This is a genomic window from Nocardiopsis sp. L17-MgMaSL7, from assembly GCF_003182025.1.
In the GTDB taxonomy this organism is placed as follows: domain Bacteria; phylum Actinomycetota; class Actinomycetes; order Streptosporangiales; family Streptosporangiaceae; genus Nocardiopsis; species Nocardiopsis prasina.
In genome coordinates, this window is record NZ_QGTF01000001.1 from 39,789 (window position 1) to 61,100 (window position 21,312).

General features: G+C 72.6%; 20 protein-coding genes and 1 riboswitch. Of the genes, 11 read left to right on the top strand and 9 right to left on the bottom strand.

All coding sequences use genetic code 11. The features are described from left to right. Positions 1–211: 211 nt before the first annotated feature. On the bottom strand, positions 212–1,600 hold the full coding sequence (locus BDW27_RS00195) for an aminotransferase class V-fold PLP-dependent enzyme (RefSeq protein ID WP_110047757.1): 1,389 nt from the start codon (positions 1,598–1,600) through the stop codon (positions 212–214). Positions 1,601–1,662: 62 nt separating this feature from the next. Beyond that, positions 1,663–1,777, bottom strand: a riboswitch (SAM riboswitch). Positions 1,778–1,992: 215 nt separating this feature from the next. Here BDW27_RS00195 and BDW27_RS00200 point away from each other — a divergent pair. The 4 genes from BDW27_RS00200 to BDW27_RS00215 all read left to right on the top strand — a co-directional run bounded on the left by BDW27_RS00200 (position 1,993) and on the right by BDW27_RS00215 (position 5,489). Beyond that, complete coding sequence (locus tag BDW27_RS00200; RefSeq protein ID WP_026129533.1) at positions 1,993–2,394, top strand: DUF3870 domain-containing protein; 402 nt, start codon at positions 1,993–1,995, stop codon at positions 2,392–2,394. A 6-nt stretch (positions 2,395–2,400) separates the two neighbouring features. Beyond that, positions 2,401–3,687 carry a CaiB/BaiF CoA-transferase family protein gene (locus tag BDW27_RS00205; RefSeq protein ID WP_110047758.1) on the top strand — a complete coding sequence of 429 codons (1,287 nt, stop codon included), beginning with the start codon at positions 2,401–2,403 and terminating at the stop codon, positions 3,685–3,687. A 61-nt stretch (positions 3,688–3,748) separates the two neighbouring features. Further along, positions 3,749–4,942: an acyl-CoA dehydrogenase family protein gene (locus BDW27_RS00210; RefSeq protein ID WP_110047759.1), complete on the top strand. Its 1,194-nt coding sequence runs from the start codon at positions 3,749–3,751 to the stop codon at positions 4,940–4,942. Between the two features lie 79 nt (positions 4,943–5,021). Beyond that, complete coding sequence (locus tag BDW27_RS00215; RefSeq protein WP_017546170.1) at positions 5,022–5,489, top strand: nitroreductase/quinone reductase family protein; 468 nt, start codon at positions 5,022–5,024, stop codon at positions 5,487–5,489. A gap of 57 nt (positions 5,490–5,546) precedes the next feature. Here BDW27_RS00215 and BDW27_RS00220 read toward each other — a convergent pair whose 3' ends face one another. The 7 genes from BDW27_RS00220 to ruvC all read right to left on the bottom strand — a co-directional run bounded on the left by BDW27_RS00220 (position 5,547) and on the right by ruvC (position 13,135). Then, complete coding sequence (locus BDW27_RS00220; RefSeq protein WP_110047760.1) at positions 5,547–6,470, bottom strand: GNAT family N-acetyltransferase; 924 nt, start codon at positions 6,468–6,470, stop codon at positions 5,547–5,549. 109 nt (positions 6,471–6,579) lie between these two features. Beyond that, the gene (locus BDW27_RS00225) at positions 6,580–8,763 is read right to left on the bottom strand and encodes a bifunctional (p)ppGpp synthetase/guanosine-3',5'-bis(diphosphate) 3'-pyrophosphohydrolase (protein ID WP_110048069.1); all 2,184 of its coding nucleotides are present in this window, start codon (positions 8,761–8,763) and stop codon (positions 6,580–6,582) included. A 608-nt stretch (positions 8,764–9,371) separates the two neighbouring features. Continuing rightward, the gene (locus tag BDW27_RS00230; RefSeq protein WP_017546173.1) at positions 9,372–9,932 is read right to left on the bottom strand and encodes an adenine phosphoribosyltransferase; all 561 of its coding nucleotides are present in this window, start codon (positions 9,930–9,932) and stop codon (positions 9,372–9,374) included. Positions 9,933–10,086: 154 nt separating this feature from the next. Beyond that, entirely contained in the window at positions 10,087–10,452 is a 366-nt protein-coding gene (gene yajC / locus BDW27_RS00235; RefSeq protein WP_017546174.1) for a preprotein translocase subunit YajC, read from the bottom strand. Positions 10,453–10,775: 323 nt separating this feature from the next. Further along, on the bottom strand, positions 10,776–11,852 hold the full coding sequence (gene ruvB / locus BDW27_RS00240; RefSeq protein WP_110047761.1) for a Holliday junction branch migration DNA helicase RuvB: 1,077 nt from the start codon (positions 11,850–11,852) through the stop codon (positions 10,776–10,778). 30 nt (positions 11,853–11,882) lie between these two features. Next, positions 11,883–12,500, bottom strand: a complete 618-nt coding sequence (ruvA, locus tag BDW27_RS00245) for a Holliday junction branch migration protein RuvA (protein WP_017546176.1) — start codon at positions 12,498–12,500, stop codon at positions 11,883–11,885. Between the two features lie 86 nt (positions 12,501–12,586). Further along, on the bottom strand, positions 12,587–13,135 hold the full coding sequence (gene ruvC, locus BDW27_RS00250; protein WP_017546177.1) for a crossover junction endodeoxyribonuclease RuvC: 549 nt from the start codon (positions 13,133–13,135) through the stop codon (positions 12,587–12,589). A 229-nt stretch (positions 13,136–13,364) separates the two neighbouring features. Between ruvC and BDW27_RS00255 the strand changes: the two genes are divergently transcribed. From BDW27_RS00255 to BDW27_RS00275, 5 genes are all read left to right on the top strand, one after another. Further along, positions 13,365–14,183: an NUDIX hydrolase gene (locus BDW27_RS00255; protein WP_110048070.1), complete on the top strand. Its 819-nt coding sequence runs from the start codon at positions 13,365–13,367 to the stop codon at positions 14,181–14,183. A 72-nt stretch (positions 14,184–14,255) separates the two neighbouring features. After that, positions 14,256–15,377 carry a hypothetical protein gene (locus BDW27_RS00260; RefSeq protein ID WP_017546179.1) on the top strand — a complete coding sequence of 374 codons (1,122 nt, stop codon included), beginning with the start codon at positions 14,256–14,258 and terminating at the stop codon, positions 15,375–15,377. A 51-nt stretch (positions 15,378–15,428) separates the two neighbouring features. Beyond that, the gene (locus BDW27_RS00265; protein WP_017546180.1) at positions 15,429–16,415 is read left to right on the top strand and encodes a hypothetical protein; all 987 of its coding nucleotides are present in this window, start codon (positions 15,429–15,431) and stop codon (positions 16,413–16,415) included. Next, a complete protein-coding gene (locus BDW27_RS00270) occupies positions 16,412–17,773 on the top strand; it encodes an adenylosuccinate synthetase (RefSeq protein WP_110047762.1) in 1,362 nt (453 codons plus the stop codon). The genes BDW27_RS00265 and BDW27_RS00270 overlap by 4 nt, the downstream gene beginning before the upstream one ends. 47 nt (positions 17,774–17,820) lie before the next feature. Then, a complete protein-coding gene (locus BDW27_RS00275; RefSeq protein ID WP_026129536.1) occupies positions 17,821–18,246 on the top strand; it encodes a PPOX class F420-dependent oxidoreductase in 426 nt (141 codons plus the stop codon). A gap of 9 nt (positions 18,247–18,255) precedes the next feature. Here the strand turns inward: BDW27_RS00275 and BDW27_RS00280 are convergent, their stop codons facing one another. Next, the gene (locus BDW27_RS00280) at positions 18,256–19,134 is read right to left on the bottom strand and encodes a LysR family transcriptional regulator (RefSeq protein ID WP_110047763.1); all 879 of its coding nucleotides are present in this window, start codon (positions 19,132–19,134) and stop codon (positions 18,256–18,258) included. 113 nt (positions 19,135–19,247) lie between these two features. On the opposite strand from BDW27_RS00280, the gene BDW27_RS00285 reads away from it, so the two are divergent. Together BDW27_RS00285 and BDW27_RS00290 are read left to right on the top strand one after the other, a co-directional pair. Beyond that, positions 19,248–20,150 carry an alpha/beta fold hydrolase gene (locus tag BDW27_RS00285; protein ID WP_110047764.1) on the top strand — a complete coding sequence of 301 codons (903 nt, stop codon included), beginning with the start codon at positions 19,248–19,250 and terminating at the stop codon, positions 20,148–20,150. A gap of 53 nt (positions 20,151–20,203) precedes the next feature. After that, positions 20,204–21,262, top strand: coding sequence for a tartrate dehydrogenase (locus BDW27_RS00290; RefSeq protein ID WP_110047765.1), 1,059 nt, complete (start codon positions 20,204–20,206; stop codon positions 21,260–21,262). The last annotated feature ends 50 nt before the right edge of the window (positions 21,263–21,312 follow it).

Genomic DNA, 21,312 nt, shown 5'->3' on the forward strand with positions numbered 1-21,312 from the left:
GCAACCACGTCTCCACCGACGCACCTTTCGTCCCCACTGGCTGTGCCCGAGAGAGCCGGGCGCTACCGGACGTGGCCCGATTCGGCCAGAGCGCGGTGTGGGGAGAGGTGGTGTGCCAGGGCCCGGGAAGGCGCGCGGCACCGGTGAGGGCCGACCGAACGACAGCAGGCGGCCCGGACCCCGGCCGAACCGCCCGCGCACCGCAACGGGTTCAGAGCACGTTGCGGGGGTCCGGGACCGGGGCGAGGCGGCCGTCGCAGTCGGCGTACTCCCAGAGCGGGCCCCGGGCCACGAGGTCGGCGACGGCTCCGACGAGCCGGTCCACGTGCTCCTCGGTGGTCCCCACGCCCAGGCTCGCCCGCACGGCCTGCTCGTGCCCCTCGGGCAGCAGGCGGGTGGTGAGGGGGTGGGCGCAGAACAGGCCGTCCCGCACCCCGATCCCGTACTCGGCGGAGAGCGCGGCGGCCAGGAGGTCGGCGGGCAGGCCGTCGACCACGAAGGACACGATCCCGACCCGCGCGTGCTCGGGGTCCCACAGGGACAGTTCGTGCACGCCCTCGATCTCGCCCAGCCCGGCGCGCAGGCGCTCCAGGAGCGCGGCCTCGCGGATGTGCTGGAGGGAGAGAGTCTCGGTGGTGAAGGTGTCGCAGGCCGCCGCCAGTGCCACGGCTCCCAGGACGTTCGGGCTGCCCGCCTCGTGTCTGGCAGGGAGGTCGTTCCACTGGACGTCGTGTTCGGTCACCCGGCGGGTGGCGCCCCCGCCCGCGAGGTAGGGGGCGGCGGCGGAGAGCCAGTCGGCGCGGCCCGCCAGCACCCCCGAGCCGAAGGGGGCGTAGAGCTTGTGACCGGACAGCGCCACGTAGTCCGCGCCGGTCGCGGCGAGGCTGAACGGCAGGTGCGGCACGTACTGGGCGGCGTCCACCACCACGCGGGCGCCCTCGGCGTGGGCGGCCTCCACCAGCTCCTCGACCGGCCAGATCTCACCGGTGACGTTGGAGGCGGCGGTGACGCACAGCAGCCGGGGACCCTCGGGCTCCTCGGCGAGCGCGGTGCGGGCGGCGGTGACGGCCGCCTCGGGCGACGCGGGCAGCGGGAGCCGGACCACCTTCCCGGCGCGCGAGGCCGGGTGCTCCCACGGGAGGAGGCTGGCGTGGTGCTCGGACTCGAAGACCACCACGGTGCAGCCCTCGGGGACGGCGCGGGCCAGCAGGTTCACGGCGTCGGTGGTGCCGCGCACGAACACGACCGCGTCAGCGGAGCCGGACGCGTCGGCCTCCGTGCGCACGCCCAGGAACCGGGAGACGCTGCGGCGGGCGCGTTCGTAGGCGTCGGTGCTGACCTGTGAGTGGTGCCCGGCGCCCCGGTGGACGCTGGCGTAGTAGGGCAGGGCGGCGGCGAGCGCGTCGGCGACGCTGGTCAGACACGGGGCACTGGCGGCGTAGTCGAAGTTCGCGTAGTCCACGTACTCGCCGGTGACCAGCGGGGTCCCACCCTCGGCTGTGACGATCGCGCACTCGGTGCGGGCCCTGGCGTCGCGGGCCGCGTCCCTGGCGGCGGAACGGCTGGAGCGCGTGGAGTCGAACGGGATGACAGTGGTCATGGGGCACCTCTTCTGTGGGTCGTGGGACCCACGGGGTACGCCGATGACGGCCGCGCCTCAGGGGTCCGCGCTTGTCTGACACGGTCGTGTCGGGACCTGGTCCTCACCCGGGGCACCCCACCGCGGAAGGAGGGTTGCCGACCAGCTAGCCGGGGCTTGTCGCTGGTACTCGTGACCTGTGCCGAAATGTAACACAAGCTCCCGTGGGCGCGCATCCGCGCCCGTGTGCCCCGGGCCACCCCCGCCCTTGACACCGACCGTCCCGGCTGGGCCATACTGATCGGGAACTGCCCTCACGTCGCGGGTGTCCGGTTTCCCCCGGCTGCCCTTCAGACGCGAGACTCCAGTGAGTCGGAGTTTTCGCGTGCCCGCAGACAAGAGGTGCTCTTCCTTTGTACGGCGACGACCGTGTTCAGCAGCTTTTCCGCAACCCGAGGGTTGTGCTCATCTCCGGCTACGCCCGTCTTCCCGACTCGGTGGCGAGCCATTCCCAGTACCAGCGGCTCGGGGTCGTGCTCGCGGTGGACTCCGCGGACGGCCGGATCGTGGCCGCGGACACCACGCTCCTGACCGACCTCGCCAAGGACTTCTTCCGTGCCCTGGTCGAGGGCGCCTCGGTGACCGACGACATCGCGGAGATCGTCCAGCGGGTCCAGACGCGCTACGCGGGCCAGTCCGGCGCCGCGCTCACCACCGCGCTCCGCCGCTGCCTGGAGACCTACTACCAGCTGCGGGACGGCGACCAGCTGCCCTGCGGCCCCGAGGATCCCGCCAGCCTCGACGGCAAGGAGTGACCCCCCATGAGTGAGACCAGTCCCCAGCCCGCCCCCGCGGACGGAACAGGGGAGGACGCCCCGCTCCCCCTCGCCGGAGTGCGGATCGCCGACCTGTCCCGCGTGCTCGCGGGCCCCTACGCCACCATGCTGCTCGCGGACATGGGCGCCGAGGTGGTGAAGGTGGAGCAGCCCGGTCGGGGCGACGACACCCGTTCCTGGGGTCCGCCCTACGCCGAGCCCACCGAGGAGCACCGGGCGGACCACTCCCCCGGCGAGGCCGCCTACTTCCTGTCCGTGAACCGGAACAAGCGGAGCCTGGCCGTGGACCTGAAGGACCCCGAGGGTCTGGCCGCCGTCCAGGAGCTGTGCGCCACCTCGGACGTGGTGATCCAGAACTTCCGGCCCGGGGTGATCGACCGGCTCGGCCTGGGGTACGCGCAGGTCAGCGCGCGCAATCCGGCGGTCGTGTACTGCTCGGTGAGCGGGTTCGGCCCGGAGCACGATCCCGCCACCCGCCCCGGGTTCGACATCGTCGTGCAGGCCGAGAGCGGGCTGATGGCCACGACCGGCCCCGCCGACGGTCCGGCGAGCAAGGTGGGTGTGGCGCTCACCGACGTCCTGACCGGCCTGAACGCGGCAGTGGGCATCCTCGGCGCGCTCATGCGGGCCCGGGTGACCGGACGCGGCGAGAACATCAGCGTCTCGCTGGTCAACTCCACCCTGTCGAGCCTGGTCAACCTGGCACAGCAGGCGCTGGTCACCGGAGCCGAACCGGCGCGTGTGGGCAACGCCCACACGACCATCGTGCCCTACCAGGTGTTCCCCACCAAGGACGCGGAGGTGGTGATCGCCGCCGGGAACGACGCCCTGTACCAGCGGCTGTGCGCCGCGATCGACCGCCCCGACCTGGGCCGGGACCCCCGGTACGCCACCAACCCGGAACGGGTGGCGCACCGGGACGAACTGGTCGCGGAACTCTCGGCGACACTGCGGGAACGGCCGGCCGAGCACTGGATGGGGGTCCTGGTCGGGGCCGGGGTCCCGGCTGGCAGGGTCCGCGGGGTACTGGACGCGCTGCGCACCGCCGACGCCAACGGCGACGACGTCCTGCGCACGGTGGAACACCCCACGGCCGGACCGTTGGAACAGGTGCGGGCGGGCTTTCGCATGGAGCACACCCCCGTGCCGATGACCGCCCCTCCGCTGCTCGGACAGCACTCGGAGCGGGTCCTGGCCGAGCTCGGCCTGACCCCGGACCGGATCGCGGCGCTCCTGGCCAGCGGCGCCGTCCAGCAGACCGACGTCGGCTGAGCCGGGGCCCGCGCCCCGGCACCGACCCCACACACGCAAGCACCACGAAGGGACACCCACCATGAGCGACTCCAAGCGCAGGGCCGCCGCCCCCGACCCCCTCGACTTCCTGGCCGTGGACGCCGAGCTCTCCGACACCGAGCGCGACATCCGCGACGCCGTCCGCGAGTTCTCCACCCGTGAGCTCCTGCCCAACGTCGCCGACTGGTTCGAGGCCGGAACCCTCCCGGACCCGCGCGGGCTGGCCAAGGCCTTCGGTGACCTGGGAGTGCTCGGCATGCACCTGGACGGCTACGGCTGCGGCGGTTCCAGCGCGGTCGCCTACGGCCTGGCCTGCAGGGAGCTCGAGGCGGTGGACTCCGGTCTGCGCAGCTTCGTGTCCGTGCAGGGATCGCTGGCCATGGCCGCCATCCACAAGTTCGGTTCGGAGGAGCACAAGAACGAGTGGCTGCCGAAGATGGCCGCCGGTGAGGCGATCGGCTGCTTCGGACTGACCGAGCCCGACTCCGGCTCCGACCCCGGCTCCATGCGCACGCGCGCCCGCCGTGACGGCTCGGACTGGGTCCTCAACGGCACCAAGATGTGGATCACCAACGGTTCGGTCGCCGACGTCGCCGTGGTGTGGGCCGCCACCGAGGACGGGATCCGGGGCTTCGTGGTGCCCACGGACACCCCCGGGTTCTCGGCCAACGTGATCCACAGGAAGCTCTCGCTGCGCGCCTCCATCACCTCCGAGCTGGTCCTGGAGGACGTGCGCCTGCCCGCCGACGCCGTCATGCCCGCGTCGAAGGGGCTCGGGTCGCCGCTGTCCTGCCTGAACGAGGCCCGCTACGGCATCGTGTGGGGCGTGGCCGGTGCCGCCCGCGCCTGCTACGAGGCGTCCCTGGACTACGCGAAGACGCGTGAGCAGTTCGGCAAGCCCATCGGCGGGTTCCAGCTCACCCAGCGCAAGCTCGCCGACATGGTCGTGGACGTCAACCACGCCTCGATGACAGCGCTGCGGATCGGCCGGCTCAAGGACGAGGGGAACTGCCACCACAACCACGTGAGCTTCGGGAAGTTCGCCAACGTGGCGGCGGCGCAGCGGGTGGCCCGGACCGCGCGCGGCATCCACGGTGCCAACGGGATCACCCTGGAGTACCCGGTGATGCGTCACATGGTGAACCTGGAGACGGTGGCCACCTACGAGGGCACGGAGGAGATCCACGCGCTCAGCATCGGCCAGTCCGTGACCGGCGTCTCGGCGTTCCGGTAGGGCGGCGGGCACCCCTCGGGTGCCATCGGTGGCCGGAAACCATCACAATGGGAGCATCCGATCGAGGGAGTTGCCGAAGATGGTGAACGAACCGACGAAGCGGTTCGAGATGACGAAACTGCGGCGGACCGCCAACGCCTTCGTCAGCGGCTTCGTCAAGTACGGGGCCTGCCCGCCGGAGCTGCACCTGCTCACCACGCGTGGGCGCACCTCCGGTTTCCTGCGCACCATCCCGCTCAGTGTCCTGGACAGTGAGAGCGGACGGTACCTGGTCTCTCCGTACGGCGAGGTCGGCTGGGTGCGCAACATCCGCAAGGACGGTTTCGCCACCCTGCGCCAGGGCGGCTGGATCGAACTGGTGAGTGTGCGGGAGCTCGGCCCGGCCGAGGCGGCTCCGGTGCTCAAGGAGTACCTGGACAACCCCAGGTCCGCGGTCGTGGGCCCGTACTTCGACGCCCCGCCGGAGGCCCCGGAGCAGGCGTTCGAGGCCGAGGCCGACCGGCACCCGGTCTTCCAGATCGTGCGGTCCACGACGATCCGTCTGTAGAACCGCGCTGAGCCCCGGTCACCCGGAACTCGGGTGGCCGGGGCTCAGCCGTGCGGGTCAGCGCGCGGGGCGCAGCAGGGCCGTGCCCCGGTCGAGCGGCGTGTAGCCCACGGTCGCGTACGTCATGGCCGGGGTCGGGTAGGCCTCGTTCGGTGTGGTGTTGATGTACACCCGGTCCCCGCCCCGACGCGCGGTCAGGGCGCACGCCGTGAGGGCGAGCGCGACGGCCAGGCCCCGGCGCCGGTGCGCGGGGACCACGCCGAGGGGTTCGATCTCCGAGCAGCGGTTCTCCGGGTCCCACCACACGACGCAGCAGGCGGCCAGCGACCCGCCGGGGGCCTCCACCACCAGGTCGAGTTCGCGGTCGTACAGCAGCGCGGCGCGGGTGTTGTCGTACCGTTCCCGACTGAACCGGCTGGTCAGGTCCGGGTTCACCGTGCCCACGCGCTCGGGCCAGGGCAGGTCGGAGGGCTTCCAGGCGGTGCGGTGGCACTCCACCCGGGCCTCCTCCTCGCCCTCACGCACCGCGCGGATCCGGTAGCCGTCCGGCAGGTGGATCTCCTCCTCGGTGGCGTCGCGGCTCATCCACTCACCGAAGGTGTTGTCCTTCCCGAGGGCGAAACCGGCCTTCTCCGCGAGGTCGCGGAGCACGGTGTCCCCCTGGAAGGCCAAGAGCTCCACTGCGGCGTCACCGGTTCGGGCCAGGGCCCAGTCCAGGAGCGCGGCCCCGGCCTCGGGGTCGTCGGAGGCGCCCACGGCAGAGACGGTGGCGAGGGACCGCAGGGCGTCGGGGCCCTCGACCACGGCCCAGCCCACGACCTCACCGTCCCGGCGGGCCACGGCCGCGTTCTCGGACGTGAACTCCTCGGTGGCCAGCTGCCAACCGAGGCCGCCGGGGTGGGGGGACTTCGGCCACAGGCGCTGGGCGAGGGCCTCCAGGGAGCGTGCGTCCCCGGGGCGGAGCGGGCGGACGTCGAGCATGGGGGGCTGCCTTCCCTCGGAGTGGTCCCAGGCACGTTAGCCCACGGGATCTCCCCCGCTCCACCGGTTTTCCGGGGCCGCCGCACCGCCCTCGCGGGGTGGCCGAGGGTCAGTTGCGGACGCGGAACACGTCGTAGACGCCGTCGACCCCGCGTACCGCGCGCAGCACGCTGCCCAGGTGCGTGGGGTCGGCCATCTCGAAGGTGAAACGGCTCTGCGCCACCCGGTCGCGGCTGGTCTGGACCGTCGCCGACAGGATGTTGACGTGCTGGTCGGAGAGTACGCGGGTGATGTCGGAGAGCAGACGCGAGCGGTCCAGTGCCTCCACGTGCAGCGCCACCAGGAACATCGAGTCCTCGGTGGGCCGCCACTCGACGTCCACCATGCGCTCGCGGTCCAGGCTCGCGGCGTTGACGCAGTCCTCGCGGTGCACCGAGACCCCGTTGCCGCGAGTCACGAACCCCACGATGTCGTCACCGGGCACGGGCGTACAACACTTGGACAGGCGCGCCCACACGTCGGCGTCGCCACCGGCCACGACCACGCCCGGGTTCCCCGCGCGCTGGCGGCTGGTCGCCACCTTGGTCGGCAGCGACGACTCCGCGAGATCCTCCGCGTGGCTGTCCAGCCCGCCCATGGAGTCCACGAGCTTGCCGACCACGCTCTGCGCGCTGACCTGGCGTTCGCCCACGGCCGCGTACAGGGAGTCGACGTCCGGATAGCGCAGGTCACGGGCGAGGGCGATGATGGCCTCACCGTTGAACAGGCGCTTGACCGGCAGCTCCTGCTTGCGCATGTACTTGGCGATCTCGTCCTTGCCCTGCTCGATCGCGGCCTCGCGGCGTTCCTTGGTGAACCAGTGCCGGATCTTGTTGCGGGCGCGGGCGCTCTTGACGAAGTTCAGCCAGTCGCGGCTGGGCCCGGCGTCGGGGTCCTTGGAGGTGAGGATCTCCACCGTCTCGCCGTTGTGCAGCTCGTTCTCCAGCGGCACGAGGCGGCCGTTGATCCGGGCGCCCACGGTGCGGTGGCCGACCTCGGTGTGCACCGCGTACGCGAAGTCGACCGCCGTGGCGCCCTGCGGCAGCGAGATGACGTCGCCGCCGGGGGTGAAGACGAACACCTCCTGCACGGAGAGGTCGAAGCGCAGCGACTCCAGGAACTCGCCCGGGTCCTTGGTCTCCTGCTGCCAGTCGATCAGCTGGCGCAGCCACTGCATGTCGGTGCTGCCCTTGGACTTGGCCTCGGCACCGGCGGAGTTGCGGTCCTCCTTGTACTTCCAGTGCGCGGCGATGCCGTACTCGGCGCGACGGTGCATCGCCCGGGTGCGGATCTGGAGTTCGACCGGGTTGCCGGAGGGGCCGATGACCGTCGTGTGCAGCGACTGGTACATGTTGAACTTCGGCATCGCGATGTAGTCCTTGAACCGGCCGGGGACCGGGTTCCACCGCGCGTGGATGGTTCCCAGGGCCGCGTAGCAGTCCCGGACGCTGTCGACCAGGACCCGCACCGCGATGAGGTCGTAGATCTCGTCGAAGCCCACGTTGCGGGCGATCATCTTCTGGTAGATCGAGTAGTAGTGCTTGGGCCGGCCGCGCACGGTCGCCTTGAGCTTGGACTCGCGCAGGTCGGCCGAGACCGCCTCGATGACCTCCTGGAGGTACACGTCGCGGCGGGGGGCCCGCTCGGAGACCAGGCGGGCGATCTCGTCGAAGCGCTTGGGGTAGAGGGTGGCGAAGGCCAGGTCCTCCAGTTCCCACTTGATGGTGTTCATGCCCAGGCGGTGGGCGAGCGGGGCGAAGATCTCCAGGGTCTCGCGGGCCTTCTTCTCCCGCTTGGCGCGGGCCGGGAGGTAGCGCAGGGTCCGCATGTTGTGCAGGCGGTCGCACAGCTTGATGACCAGGACGCGGATGTCGCGGGCCATCGCCACGACCATCTTGCGGACCGTCTCGGCCTGGGTGGCCTCGCCGTACTTGACCTTGTCCAGCTTGGTGACGCCGTCGACCAGCTCGGCGATCTCGTCGCCGAAGTCAGCTCGCAGCTCGTCGAGGGAGTAGTCGGTGTCCTCGACGGTGTCGTGCAGGAGGGCGGCGGCCAGGGTGGCCTCCTGCATACCCAGTTCGGCGAGGATGGTGGCGACGGCGAGGGGGTGCGTGATGTAGGGGTCGCCGCTCTTGCGTTTCTGGTGGCGATGATGGTGGGCCGCGACCTCGTAGGCGCGTTCGATCAGTCGTACGTCCACCTTGGGATGGGTGGCCCGCACCGTCTTGATCAGTGGTTCGAGCACCGGGTTCATCGTCACTCCCCGCTGGGCCCCGAGTCGGGCGAGCCTTCGGCGTACTCGCACCGTGGAGGGTGTGGTGGCGGCCGCCTGCGCCCCCGGGGCCCCCGGCCCCGAGACGTCGGAGGGCGCCGCGTCACGCGCGGCGCCCTCCGGGCGGTCCTTCTGTGGTCTGTCGGTGGCCTGCGCACCACTGCCGTCCGCACGCTCGGTTCGCGTGGCGGCTTCCTCGGGGGTGGCGGCCGTCGGCGTCTCGGGGTTCTCCCGGTCCGGACCCTGCTCGGACACCGCCCCGGTCGAGACCACTTCGTTTGGCATGCCTACCTCCCGCGGTTCCTCCCGGTGGAGCCGACGTCGCCGTTCGGCCCGCCTCCGGTGCACGTGCGTGTCATCAGGGCCAGTCGTTGACGCGGCCGCCGCGGTCCCCTCGCCCGTCAGTCTAGTGGGACCACTTCCCACCTGCGCGGGGAGCGGTCCGACCCCTCGTTTCCCCGGGTCCGGCTCGGAGGTACGGACGGTGACTCAGGTCACCAGGTACGTCACACCGAGTGCTGGAGTAGGTCAACAAGGACCGGCTGCCGGGGTATTCCCCCGAGGGGCGGCAGCGAGGCGAGGTGTCGGCCTCAGACCGAAAGGAGGGTGCGCGGCTCCACGTCGGGCATCTTCTCCCGTCCCCGCAGTGCGGAGAGCTCCATCAGGACGGAGAATCCCACGACCGTACCACCCGCCTTGCGGACCAGGTCCACCGCGGCCCTGCCGGTCCCGCCGGTCGCGAGGACGTCGTCGACGATGAGCACACGGCCGCCCGGGGTGATCGCGTCGGAGTGGATCTCGACGGTCGCGGTGCCGTACTCCAGATCATAGGCCTGGTCGATGGTGTCCGAGGGCAGTTTCCCGGCTTTGCGCGCGGGAACGAAGCCCGCGCCCAGCGCCATGGCGACGGGAGCTCCGAAGATGAAGCCGCGCGCCTCCAGTCCGACCACGTGGTCGATCCCGCTTCCGAGGAAGGGCGCCGCCAGGGCCCGCACCGCGACGGAGAACGCACCGGGCTCGTTGAGCAGGGGGGTGATGTCCTTGAACAGGATGCCCGGGTGCGGGAAGTCGGGGACGTCGCGGATGTGCGCCTCGATCAGGGCGAGGTCGGCGGCGTCCGGGGCGTCCGGGATCGCGGTGTCGTGAGGCATGGGTGGCGGGGCCTTCTGTGGTGGGTCCGGTCGGGCGTTGACCCGGCGGATCTGCGGGCGGCGTTGGCCGGGAAACAGCGGTACCGGCCCCGGGTGGGGGGCCGGTACCGAAGTCTGTGGTGAGCCGGGGCGCGGTGTCACGCCCGGCCCGGTGCTATCCCTTGGGCTTGTCGTCGTCGCCGAAGTCGGGACGGTCCTCGACCGGGGTGTCGTCGGCGGCGGGCGTGATGACCTCGCCGACACCGGCCTTGAGCATCCGGATGCGGGTACCGGGGGAGATCTCCAGGAGCACGTCCTGGTCGTGGATCTCCACCACCGTCGCGAAGATGCCCGCCTTGGTCATGACCTCGACGCCGGGGACCAGGGAACTCTGCATCTGCGTCTCCTGCTGGCGACGCTTCTGGTTCGGGCGCCAGAAGAGGAGCCAGAAGACCAGGAGGATCAGCACGAACGGGAGCATCATGCTGAAGATGCTGCCCTCCTGCTGGGCCGCGTCGGCGAGAGTGTAAATGCCCTGCACGGGGGCGTCCTTCCTGACGTTTCGTGTGGCCGACGTCTGCCGGTTCGGACACCGCGACGACCACCTTCTCGGGCCGACCGACCACGGCGGCCGGAGTCGTACCCGATGCCTACAACGCTCGGGGGAGCCAACTCGTTCCGCCGGTGTCCGACGACACCAGACGAGGCCGCTGCCCCGTCCTGGCTGGTTCGACCCAGTTTACGTGGCGCCGGTCACCGGTCACCCACCGCCCGGGGTCGGAGCGCTAACGGTTCGGACCCGGTTCGCGCACGCGCCTCATTGTGCCCGGACGGGGGCCCGCTTGTGAAGTCTCCCGGCTCCGGTCAGGAGGCCGAGGTGCCCTGACCGGCCTTCCCTGCCCCGTTCGCGGCGGGGTCGGCGGCGGCGCCGAAGGCTGCGTCCGGCGGGGGGATGATCCCCATGTGCGCCCAGGCCATCGGGGTGGCCACACGGCCGCGCGGGGTGCGGGCGAGGAATCCGGAGCGGACTAGGAAGGGTTCGGCGACCACCTCCACGGTCTCGGCCTCCTCCCCCACGGACACCGCGAGCGTGGACAGTCCCACCGGGCCTCCCCGGAAGCGGTTCATGAGCACGTCCAGGATGGCCCGGTCCAGGCGGTCCAGACCGAGCGCGTCCACCTCGTACAGCTCCAGGGCGGCGCGGGCGTTGTCCAGGGTGAGACGGCCGTCTCCGCGCACCTCGGCGTAGTCGCGCACGCGGCGCAGGAGCCGGTTGGCGATCCGGGGGGTGCCCCGAGAGCGGCCGGCGATCTCCCCGGCCGCCTCCCCTTCCAGCGGGGCGCCGAGGAGCCCTGCGGAGCGGTGCAGGATCTGCTCCAGCTCGCCGGGCTCGTAGAAGTCCATGTGGGCGGTGAAGCCGAAGCGGTCGCGCAGCGGTGCCGGGAGCATGCCCGCGCGGGTGGTGGCCCCGACCAGGGTGAACGGGGCGATGTCCAGGGGGATGGCGGTGGCGCCGGGACCCTTGCCGACCACGACGTCGACCCGGAAGTCCTCCATGGCGACGTAGAGCATCTCCTCGGCCGGGCGGGCCATGCGGTGGATCTCGTCGAGGAAGAGGACCTCACCCTCCTGGAGGGTGGAGAGCACGGCGGCGAGGTCGCCGGAGCGTTCGATGGCGGGGCCGGAGGTGATGCGCAGGGGCGCGCCGAGTTCGGCGGCGATGATCATGGCGAGGGTGGTCTTGCCCAGGCCCGGGCCGCCGGACATGAGGATGTGGTCGGGGGCGCGGCCCCGGCGCTGGGCGCTGTGCAGGACCAGGGAGAGCTGTTCGCGCACCCGGTGCTGGCCGACGAACTCGTCCAGGTTCCTGGGGCGCAGCGCGCCCTCGATCTGGTGTTCCTCGACGTCGGCTTCGGGCGAGACGGCGTCACGCTCGTACACGGGTCTTCTCCCTCCGGTTCCTGTCGGTGGCTAGGCGCGGCTGAGTCTGCGCAGGGCGCTGCGCAGCAGGACGGTGACGTCGCCGGTGTCCTCGGCCTCGGCGGCGACGGCCGAGGCGGCCGCCTCGGCGTCCTTGGTCGACCAGCCGAGGTTGACGAGGCCGGAGACGACCTGGCCGCGCCAGGCCCCGTTGGGTTCGGTGCCGCCGGAGGCGTCGGCGGGGGGCAGGGTGCCGTCGGTCATGACCGGGGCGTCGAGTTTGCCGCGCAGTTCCAGGACGATGCGCTGGGCGCCCTTCTTGCCGATGCCCGGGACGCGCGTCAGGGCGGTGGTGTCCTCGGTGGCCACCGCCTGGCGGAGGCTGTCGGGGCTGTGCACGGCGAGCATGGCCAGGGCGATGCGGGGGCCGATGCCGGAGGCGGTCTGGACCTGTTCGAACAGGTTCCGCTCGTCGTCGTCGGCGAACCCGAAGAGGGTGAGGGAGTCCTCGCGGACGACGAGGCTGGTGGCCACGGTGCCCTCCTCCCCCACGTGAAGCCGGGAGAGGGCGGAGGGAGTGCACTGGACGGTCATACCGACCCCGCCGACGTCGATCACGGCGCTGGCCGCGCCGCGTGCGGCCACCCGGCCGGTGAGGAACGCGATCATCTCGTGTGGACACCGGGAGGGGTGCCCGTCTCCTTCCTTGGGGGCTGTGGTGCTGCCTGACGCGCACGCCGCCGCTCTGCCGGGGGCTAGCGGCCGCGTGCGCGTCGGGCCAGTTCCACCTTGCGGGCGAAGTCCTGTTGGGCCTGGGCGACCCGGGCCTGGGCCCCGCCGCGCCAGATGTGGCAGATGGCCAGGGCCACGGCGTCCGCGGCGTCGGCCGGTTTCGGCGGCCCGTCGAGTCCGAGGATACGCGCCACCATGCCACCGACCTGCTTCTTGTCGGCGCGACCGTTGCCGGTGATGGCGGCCTTGGCCTCGCTGGGGGTGTGGGTGGCCACGGGGAGTCCGCGCCGGGCGGCGCAGACCAGGGCGATGCCGCTGGCCTGGGCGGTTCCCATGACGGTGCTGAGGTTGTGCTGGGCGAAGACGCGTTCGACGGCGACGGCGTCCGGCTCGTACTTGTCGAGCCATTCCTCGATGCCGCGTTCGACCTCCACCAGGCGCTGCGGGAGCGGGGTGTCGGGGCTGGTGCGGATGGCGTCGGCGGCCAGCAGGCGCAGGGGGCGGCCGATGGCGCCCTCGACGGCCCCGACCCCGCAGCGGGTCAGCCCCGGGTCGATCCCCAGCACGCGCACGTCCCCACCCTGTCCTTTTCTCGTCGCCCACGGCCGTGTTCTCGAACGTCCGTTCGCACCATGCTAGCGGCGGGCGCCGACGGGATCGGCCGCCAGGCGCGGCGTGTCGCCCCCGAGGGGTGGACGGGCGGACCCAGGGGTGGACGGGCGGACCGAGCGGTGCTAGGTTGAACTCACATCGAGAAAAACTCAGCTTGAGAACAACAAGGGGGAAGCAGTGTCCGAGGGGATCGACGGGCCGACCGGGGACCCGCGCGGAGCGGGTCGCTACGACGCGGCCGACGAGCGCAGGTACCTCGCCGGCTACGACCCGAACGCGTTCGCGCCCGTCGCCGTCACCGTCGACGTGGTGGCCACGACCATCCGCGACGGAGTCCCCCACGTCCTGCTCGGCCGACGCACCCGGCAGCCGCAGCGAGGCCGGTGGGCTCTGCCCGGCGGCTTCGTCCGGGCCCAGGACGGACCGGACGCCCCGGCCGACCGCGACCTGCCGGACGCCGCCCTGCGCGTGCTCACGGAGAAGACCCCCCTGCCCGCCGAGCTGCACCTGGAGCAGCTCGGCACCTACGGGGCGATCGCGCGGGACCCGCGGATGCGGGTGGTGTCGGTGGCGTACATGGTGCTGGCCCCCGACCTGCCCGACCCGCACACCGGCCGCGACACGGCCGAGGCCGCGTGGGTCCCGTGGACCGCCCTCGGACACGGCGACGGTGGCAGGGACCGGCACGAACTCGCCTTCGACCACGCTCGCGTCCTCGCCGACGCGATCGAACGCGCCCGTTCCAAGCTGGAGTACACCGCGCTCGCCACCGCCTTCCTCCCGTCCACGTTCACCATCTCCGCTCTGCGCGGCGTGTACGAGGCGGTGTGGGGGCGGACCCTGCACGCCGCCAACTTCCACCGCAAGATCCTGGCCACCCCGGGGTTCGTGGAGGACACCGGTGAGCTGGCCGAGCGCGGGGGCGCGGGGGGCGGCCGCCGCGCGCGGCTGTACCGGGCGGGCGGCGCCGCCCTGCTCCACCCGCCACTCCTGCGCGGCGCCCAGTGAGGAGACGGGGCCGCCAACAGTGAGCGGGACCCCGTGAGCACTCGTCGAGCCACACCCCCGGAAGGGAGACCGGTGAACGTGGAGCACAACCCCCAGGGCGGACTCGACTCCGCCCTGCGCGAGCTCGGACTCGCGGCCGACCCCGCCGCGCTGTTCGGTCCCCTGCCGCTCGACGGCGAGGCGGTCCCCGTGGCCGCCACCGCCGCGTACCGGCACCTGGCCCGGCTGCTCCATCCCGACACCGCGCCCGCCGAGCGCTCCGCCGAGGCAGCGGCCGGGTTCTCCCGGCTCACCGAGGCCTGGCGGCGCTACCGGACGGCGGTGGAGGGCGGCCTGGGCCTCGACGACATCACCCTCGTGGCCCGGGGGCGGACCTACCACGTGAGCCGGGACGGCGCTCTGGCCAGCGGCGACGTGGCCGACCTGCATCCGGTGCGGTGGCGGGAGGGCACCCGTGGCGCGGCGCCGGACGGCCCCTGGCGGGACGCACTGCTCAAGCTCCCCCGGGCCCCGCGCGACAACGACCTCCTCCTGGCCGAGGCAACCGCGCTGCGCCGGATCCGCGAACGCGGCGCCGAACGGTACCGGGCGTTCGCCCCGGAGCTGGTGGAGTCGGTCCGCCACCGGGACGCGGCCACGGGTGTGGAGCGGCGGGGCAACGTGCTGGGCCGACTGTCCGGTTTCCACAGCCTCGCCGAGGTGCGACGGGCGTACCCGGACGGGATCGACCCGCGCGACGCCGCGTGGATGTGGCGGCGGCTGCTGGTGGCGCTGGGCAACGCCCACCAGTCCGGGGTCGTGCACGGCGCGGTCGTACCCGAGCACGTTCTGGTCCACCCCGAGGCGCACGGTCTCGTCCTCGTGGACTGGTGCTACTCCGTCACCTTCGGCGAGCGGCGCACCGCGCCGCACGTCCCGGCGATGGTTCCGCACCGCCGGGAGACGTATCCGCCGGAGGTCGCCGAGCGCCGCCCCGCCGTGCCCGCCACCGACGTGTACATGGCCACCCGGTGCGTGGAGTTCGTGACCGACGGCCGCCTCCCCGGTCCGCTGCGGGCCCTGGCTCGCGGGTGCACGCTGCCCTCCCCGGAGAGGCGCCCCAAGGACGCGTTCGCACTGCTCGGTGAGCTGGACGAGGCGCTGGAGCGGTGCTTCGGTCCGCGCCGGTTCCGCCCCTTCGCCATGCCCGCCTGAACCACTCGACCCCCGTTACCCACCCACCACCCCGAACAGAAGGAGACGACGATGGGAAGCAGCAGCTGGTCCACCGACGCCCACCACGCCAGGCGGGCCTACCAGGCCTCCGCCGGAAGCAGTGGGTTCGACTACCACGACGACGTCACCAGTACCCCGCGCGACCAGTGGCGGGCCCACGCCTCACTCGACCCGCGCGGCGTGGCGATGCGTGAGAGCCGCGACTCCGAGGCGCACCCGAACTCCCTGGCGGTGTCGGTGCTCTTCGACGTCACCGGCTCCATGGGGCGCGTGCCCCGCGCCCTCCAGGCCAAGCTCCCCGACCTGTTCGGGCTGCTCCTGCGCCGGGGGTACGTGCAGGACCCGCAGATCCTGTTCGGTGCCATCGGCGACGCCACCTGCGACCGCGTGCCGCTCCAGGTCGGCCAGTTCGAGTCCGGCAACGAACTGGAGGACGACCTCGGCAACATCCTGCTGGAGGGCGGGGGCGGGGGTCAGATGACCGAGTCCTACGAACTGGCGATGTACTTCATGGCCCGGCACACCGCACTGGACTGCCTGGAGAAGCGCGGGCGGCGCGGGTACCTGTTCATCGTGGGCGACGAGATGGCCTACAGCGCGGTCAAGGCGCGGGAGGTCCGGGAGGTGATCGGCGACGACCTCGACGGGGACGTGGCCCTCCCGGAGCTCCTGGAGGAGCTGCGGCGCAAGTACGAGGTGTACTTCCTCATGCCGACCGGCAGCTACCACTTCCGGGACGACCGGGTCCGGAAGTTCTGGGAACGGCACCTGGGCCAGAACCTGGTCCTGCTGGACGACCTGGACGCGGTCTGCGAGACGATCGCGGTCACCGTGGGCCTGGGTGAGGAGGCCATCGACCTGGAGGAGGGTCTGCGGGACCTGGCCGACGCCGGGTCGGACCAGGCCGACGTGGTGGGCCGGGCCCTGCGTCCGCTGGCGCGCGGGCGCGGCGCGGTGGCCACCTCGCCCGACCTGGAGGGGCTGGCCGGTGACGGCCCCGGGGTGGACCGGCTGTGAACGGCCGGGCGCCGTCCGATGAGCACGCGATCGTCGTGGACCTGGGGTTCGGCGACGCGGGCAAGGGCGTGACCGTGGACCTGCTGTGCGCGGGGGGCCGTTACGGCGCCGTGGTGCGCGCCAACGGCGGCGCCCAGGCCGCGCACAACGTGGTGACCCCGGACGGTAGGCACCACACGTTCGCGCAGTTCGGGGCGGGCACGCTCGCCCCGGGCGGCCCGGTGCCCACCCACCTGTCCCGGTTCGTGGTGGTGGACCCCTTCGCGTTGGCCGCCGAGGCCCAGCACCTGGCGGCGCTGGGGGTGGCGGACCCGTTCTCCCTGGTCACGGTGGACCGGCGCGCGCTGATCAGCACTCCGTGGCACGCGGCCGCCAACCGTGCCCGGGAGCGTGCGCGCGGCCGGGACCGGCACGGTTCGTGCGGGATGGGGGTGGGCGAGACGATGGCCTATGCCCTGGAGCACCCCGAGGACGCGCCCACGGTGGGCGACTGCGCGTCTCCGGGGCGGCTCCGCCGCAAGCTGGACCGCCTGGCGGAGCGGCTGGCCTCGGTGCTGACCGAGGCGGCGGACGGCGACGGGGGTGCGGCCCGGGCACCCCTCCCCGATCCGGACGCGTGCATGGACGCCTACCGGGCCTTCGCCGAGCGGGTCCGGCTCGTGGACGATCGGTACCTGCGCCGTCTGCTGGCTCGGACGCCGGTGGTGTTCGAGGGCGCGCAGGGCGTGCTGCTGGACGAGTGGCACGGCTTCCACCCGTACACGACCTGGTCCACCACCACCGCCGTGAACCCGCTGGCGCTGCTGGCCGAGGCCGGGGCGGCGGACGGGGCCCGGCGGATCGGGGTGACGCGCACCTTCGCGACCCGCCACGGCGCGGGGCCGATGGTGACCGAGGACGCGCTGCTCACCAAGCGGTTGGCCGACCGGCACAACCGCGCCCACCCGTGGCAGGGCGGGTTCCGGGTGGGTCACCTGGACCTGGTGGCGCTCCGGTACGCGTTGGAGGCCACGGCGGGGGTGGACGCGCTGGTGGTCACGCACGCCGACGCCCCCGCCCGGTTGGGTCGGGACCTGCGCTGGTGCGTGGGCTACGAACTCGCGGACGGGAGTCCGGTGCGGATCACCCCCGGGGCCTCCCCCGACCTGGCCCGCCAGGCCCGGCTCACCGGTCTGCTGGACGCCGCCCGGCCGGTGCTGGAACCGGTGCCGGGCCCGGCGCCCGCCGCCCTCGCCGACGCCCTGGGGCTGCCGCTGGAGGCGGTGTTCACCGGCCCGACCAGGGACGACGCCCACGTGCCGGTCCGTCGCGCGCCTCGACTGGGCCCCCTCCCCCGGCGGCTCCACGCACCGGCCTGAGCGTGTCGGACCCGGGGCACGTCGGGCTCGCGGCCTACGTTGGGGCCATGAGCTCCCTGACTGATCCCGAGGTCCGAGACTTCCTGCTGAGTGGCACGCGGACGGGCAAGGTGGCCTACACGGCCGCCGACGGCCGTCCGCTGGCGGCGCCGATCTGGTTCACCATCGACGAGGACGGGCTGGTGTTCAACACCGGGCGCGACACCGCGAAGGGACGGTCGCTGGCCCGTGACCCCCGGGTGACGCTGGTGGTGGACCTGGAGGAGGAGCCGTACGGCTTCGTGCAGGTCCAGGGCGTGGCCGAGGTGTCCGAGGACCCCGACGAGCTGCTTCGGACCGCCACCGCCATCGCCCGCCGGTACGTGGGCGAGGAGGTGGCCGAGGAGTACGGCCGCCGCAACGGCGTCGCCGGTGAGCTGGTGGTGCGCGTGCGTCCGACCAGGGTCATCGCGGAGATGAACATGACCGGCTGAGCACCCGGTTCACGGTCGGGCGGTGGCGTGCTCGACGAAGGCCCGGGCGGCGGCGGTGAGCGGGCCCCGGCGACTGATCAGGGCCACGTGCAGGTGGTCGGTGGGGTCGAGGTCCAGGACGAGGACCCCGGCCTGTTCGGCGAGCCCGCGCCAGGCGTCAGTGACCACGGCCAGCCCGGCACCGCCCAGGACCAGCGGCAGGATCGACACCCGGTGTTCGCTCTCCACGGCGATGTGCGCGTCCAGACCACCGGCCAGCAGGCGGTCGGCGAACCGGCGCATGCCCGAGCCCTCGTGGCCGACGATGAGGCGCCGTCCGGTCAGGTCCGCGACGGGGACCGGGGTTCCCGGGGAGAAGGGCCCGTTGGCGGGCGCCAGGAGGACGAAGGACTGACGGACCAGCGGGTGGACGTGGACCTCGGTGTCCCTCATCGGGGTGTCGGTGGCGACCACGCCGAGTTCGCAGGCGCCGGTGCGGACCATCTGGACCGTGTCCCGGTTGGTCAGGGCGCCCCGGATCGACACCGACACCTCCGGGTGGCGTTCGGTGAAGCCCGAGACGAGCCCGGTGAGGGGTTCGATGGACTGGGTGGGCAGCGCGGCCACGTCCACGCGCCCCCGGCGCAGTCCCCGGACCGCCTCCACGGCGGAGCGTGCCAGGTCGAGCCCGCGCACCGCCTCCCGGGCGGGTTCGACGAGTGCGTGCCCGGCGTCGCTGAGCACCAGGCGGCGGCCGATCCGGTGGAAGAGGTCGCTGCCCAGGTCCCGTTCCAGCACGCGGATCGCCTGGGACAGGGAGGGCTGTGACAGGTGCAGAGCGGCCGCGGCGCGGTTCACCCCGCCGTGGTCCACGACGGCCAGGAAGTACTCCAGCTGCCGTACGTCCACACCGCACCCCCGTCCCCTTCGCCCCATCCTGTCCGATCCTATAGGCCGCGCCTATCAGCGCTATCGCCAACCGGTCTTGGACGGGCGGTGTGCCGGGCTGCTGTGATCAGGACATGAACGACCGACTTCTCCCCGGATTCACCCGGCACAGCGTGGAGGTCGGAGGACTGCGCCTCAACGTCCGACGGGCCGGAGAGGGACCCCCCGTCCTGTTGTTGCACGGGTACCCCCAGACCCACCTGATCTGGCACCGGGTCGCCCCGCTCCTGGCCGACGGGTTCAGCGTCGTGCTGGCCGACCTGCGCGGCTACGGCGACAGCGACAAACCGCCCTCCGACCCCCGGCACCTGGCCTACTCCAAGCGGACGATGGCCCGTGACCAGTACCTCCTCATGCGTGAGCTGGGCTTCGACCGCTTCGCCGTCGTCGGCCACGACCGCGGGGCGCGGGTCGGACACCGCCTGGCCCTCGACCACCCCGAGGCCGTCACCGCCTTCGCCGCCCTGGACGTGGTGCCCACGCGGTACGCGTTCGAGCACGCGGACGCGGACTTCGCGTCCGGGTACTACCACTGGTTCTTCCTGACGGCCGGGAACGGCATTCCGGAACACCTCATCGGCCAGGACCCCGGTTTCTGGGTCCGCACCAGGATGAACGCGCGCCACCACGGGGGGTCCGCGTTCGCCCCGGAGGCGGTGGACGAGTACGTGCGCTGCTTCAGCGACCCCGCCGCCATCCACGCGTCCTGCGAGGACTACCGTGCCGCCGCCACCGTCGACCTCGAACACGACCGGGCGGACGCGGGGCTCCGTCTGGAGTGCCCCGTCCTGCTCCTGTGGGGCGAGCACAGTTTCGTCGGGCGCCACTACGACGTGCCCGAGGCCTGGTCCGAGTACGCCTCGGACCTGCGCGGACACCCCCTGGACTGCGACCACTACGTGCCCGAGGAGGCGCCCGAGGCCACCGCGTCCTCCCTCCGCGCCTTCCTGGGCCAGGCCACCGACCCCGGCGCCTGACCTCCGTCCCACCCGCCCCCGCCCCGTCCCACCTCCCATCCGATGGAGACCCCATGCAGCAGTACCGCATCGCCACGATCCCCGGAGACGGCATCGGCGGTGAGGTCGTCACCCCCGCGACCGCCGTCCTCGACCGGGTCGCCGCCCACCACGGGTTCGCCCTGAGCTACGACGAGTTCGACTGGTCGTGCGAGCGGTTCGCGCACACCGGCGCGATGATGCCCGAGGACGGTCTGGACCGGATCCGCCACCACGACGCCGTCCTCCTCGGGGCGGTGGGCTGGCCGGGCGTGCCCGACCACGTGTCCCTGTGGGGCCTGCTCATCCCGATCCGCCGCGAGTTCCACCAGTACGTCAACCTGCGGCCGATCACCGTCCTGGAGGGCGTGCCCAGCCCGGTCACCGGCGCTCTGCCCGGTGAGGTCGACTTCGTGGTCGTGCGGGAGAACAACGAGGGCGAGTACTCGCGGGAAGGGGGCCGCTTCGACCGGGGCACCCCGCGGGAGCGCGCCGTACAGGAGTCGGTCTTCACCCGCCGCGGCGTGGAGCGGGTCCTGGAGTACGGCTTCGATCTCGCCGAGCGGCGCGGCGGCCGCCTGACCTCCGCCACCAAGTCCAACGGGATCGTGCACACCATGCCGTTCTGGGACGAGCTGGTGGCGGAGCGGGCCGCGCTGCACCCGGACGTGGTCTGGGACCAGGAGCACATCGACGCGCTGGCCGCCAAGGTCGTCCTGGAACCGGCCAGGTTCGACGTGATCGTGGCCTCGAACCTGTTCGGCGACATCCTCAGCGACCTCGCGGCGGCGGTGGCGGGCGGGATCGGGATCGCCCCGTCGGCCAACCTCAACCCCGAGCGCGAGTACCCCTCCATGTTCGAGCCGGTGCACGGTTCGGCGCCCGACATCGCGGGCCGCGGGGTGGCCAACCCGCTGGGGGCGCTGTGGTCGGCGTCGATGATGCTGGACCACCTCGGCCACCCCGAGGCCGGGCGGCAGATGATGGACGCGGTCCGCGCCGTGCTGGCCGAGGGCCGGGTGCGCACCCGCGACCTGGGCGGCGAGGCCGGGACCGACGAGTTCACGTCCGAGGTCCTGCGCCGCCTGCCCTGACGGCCGGTGGCGGAGCGACCCGCGCTCCGCCGCATGGAACGCCCGTGGCC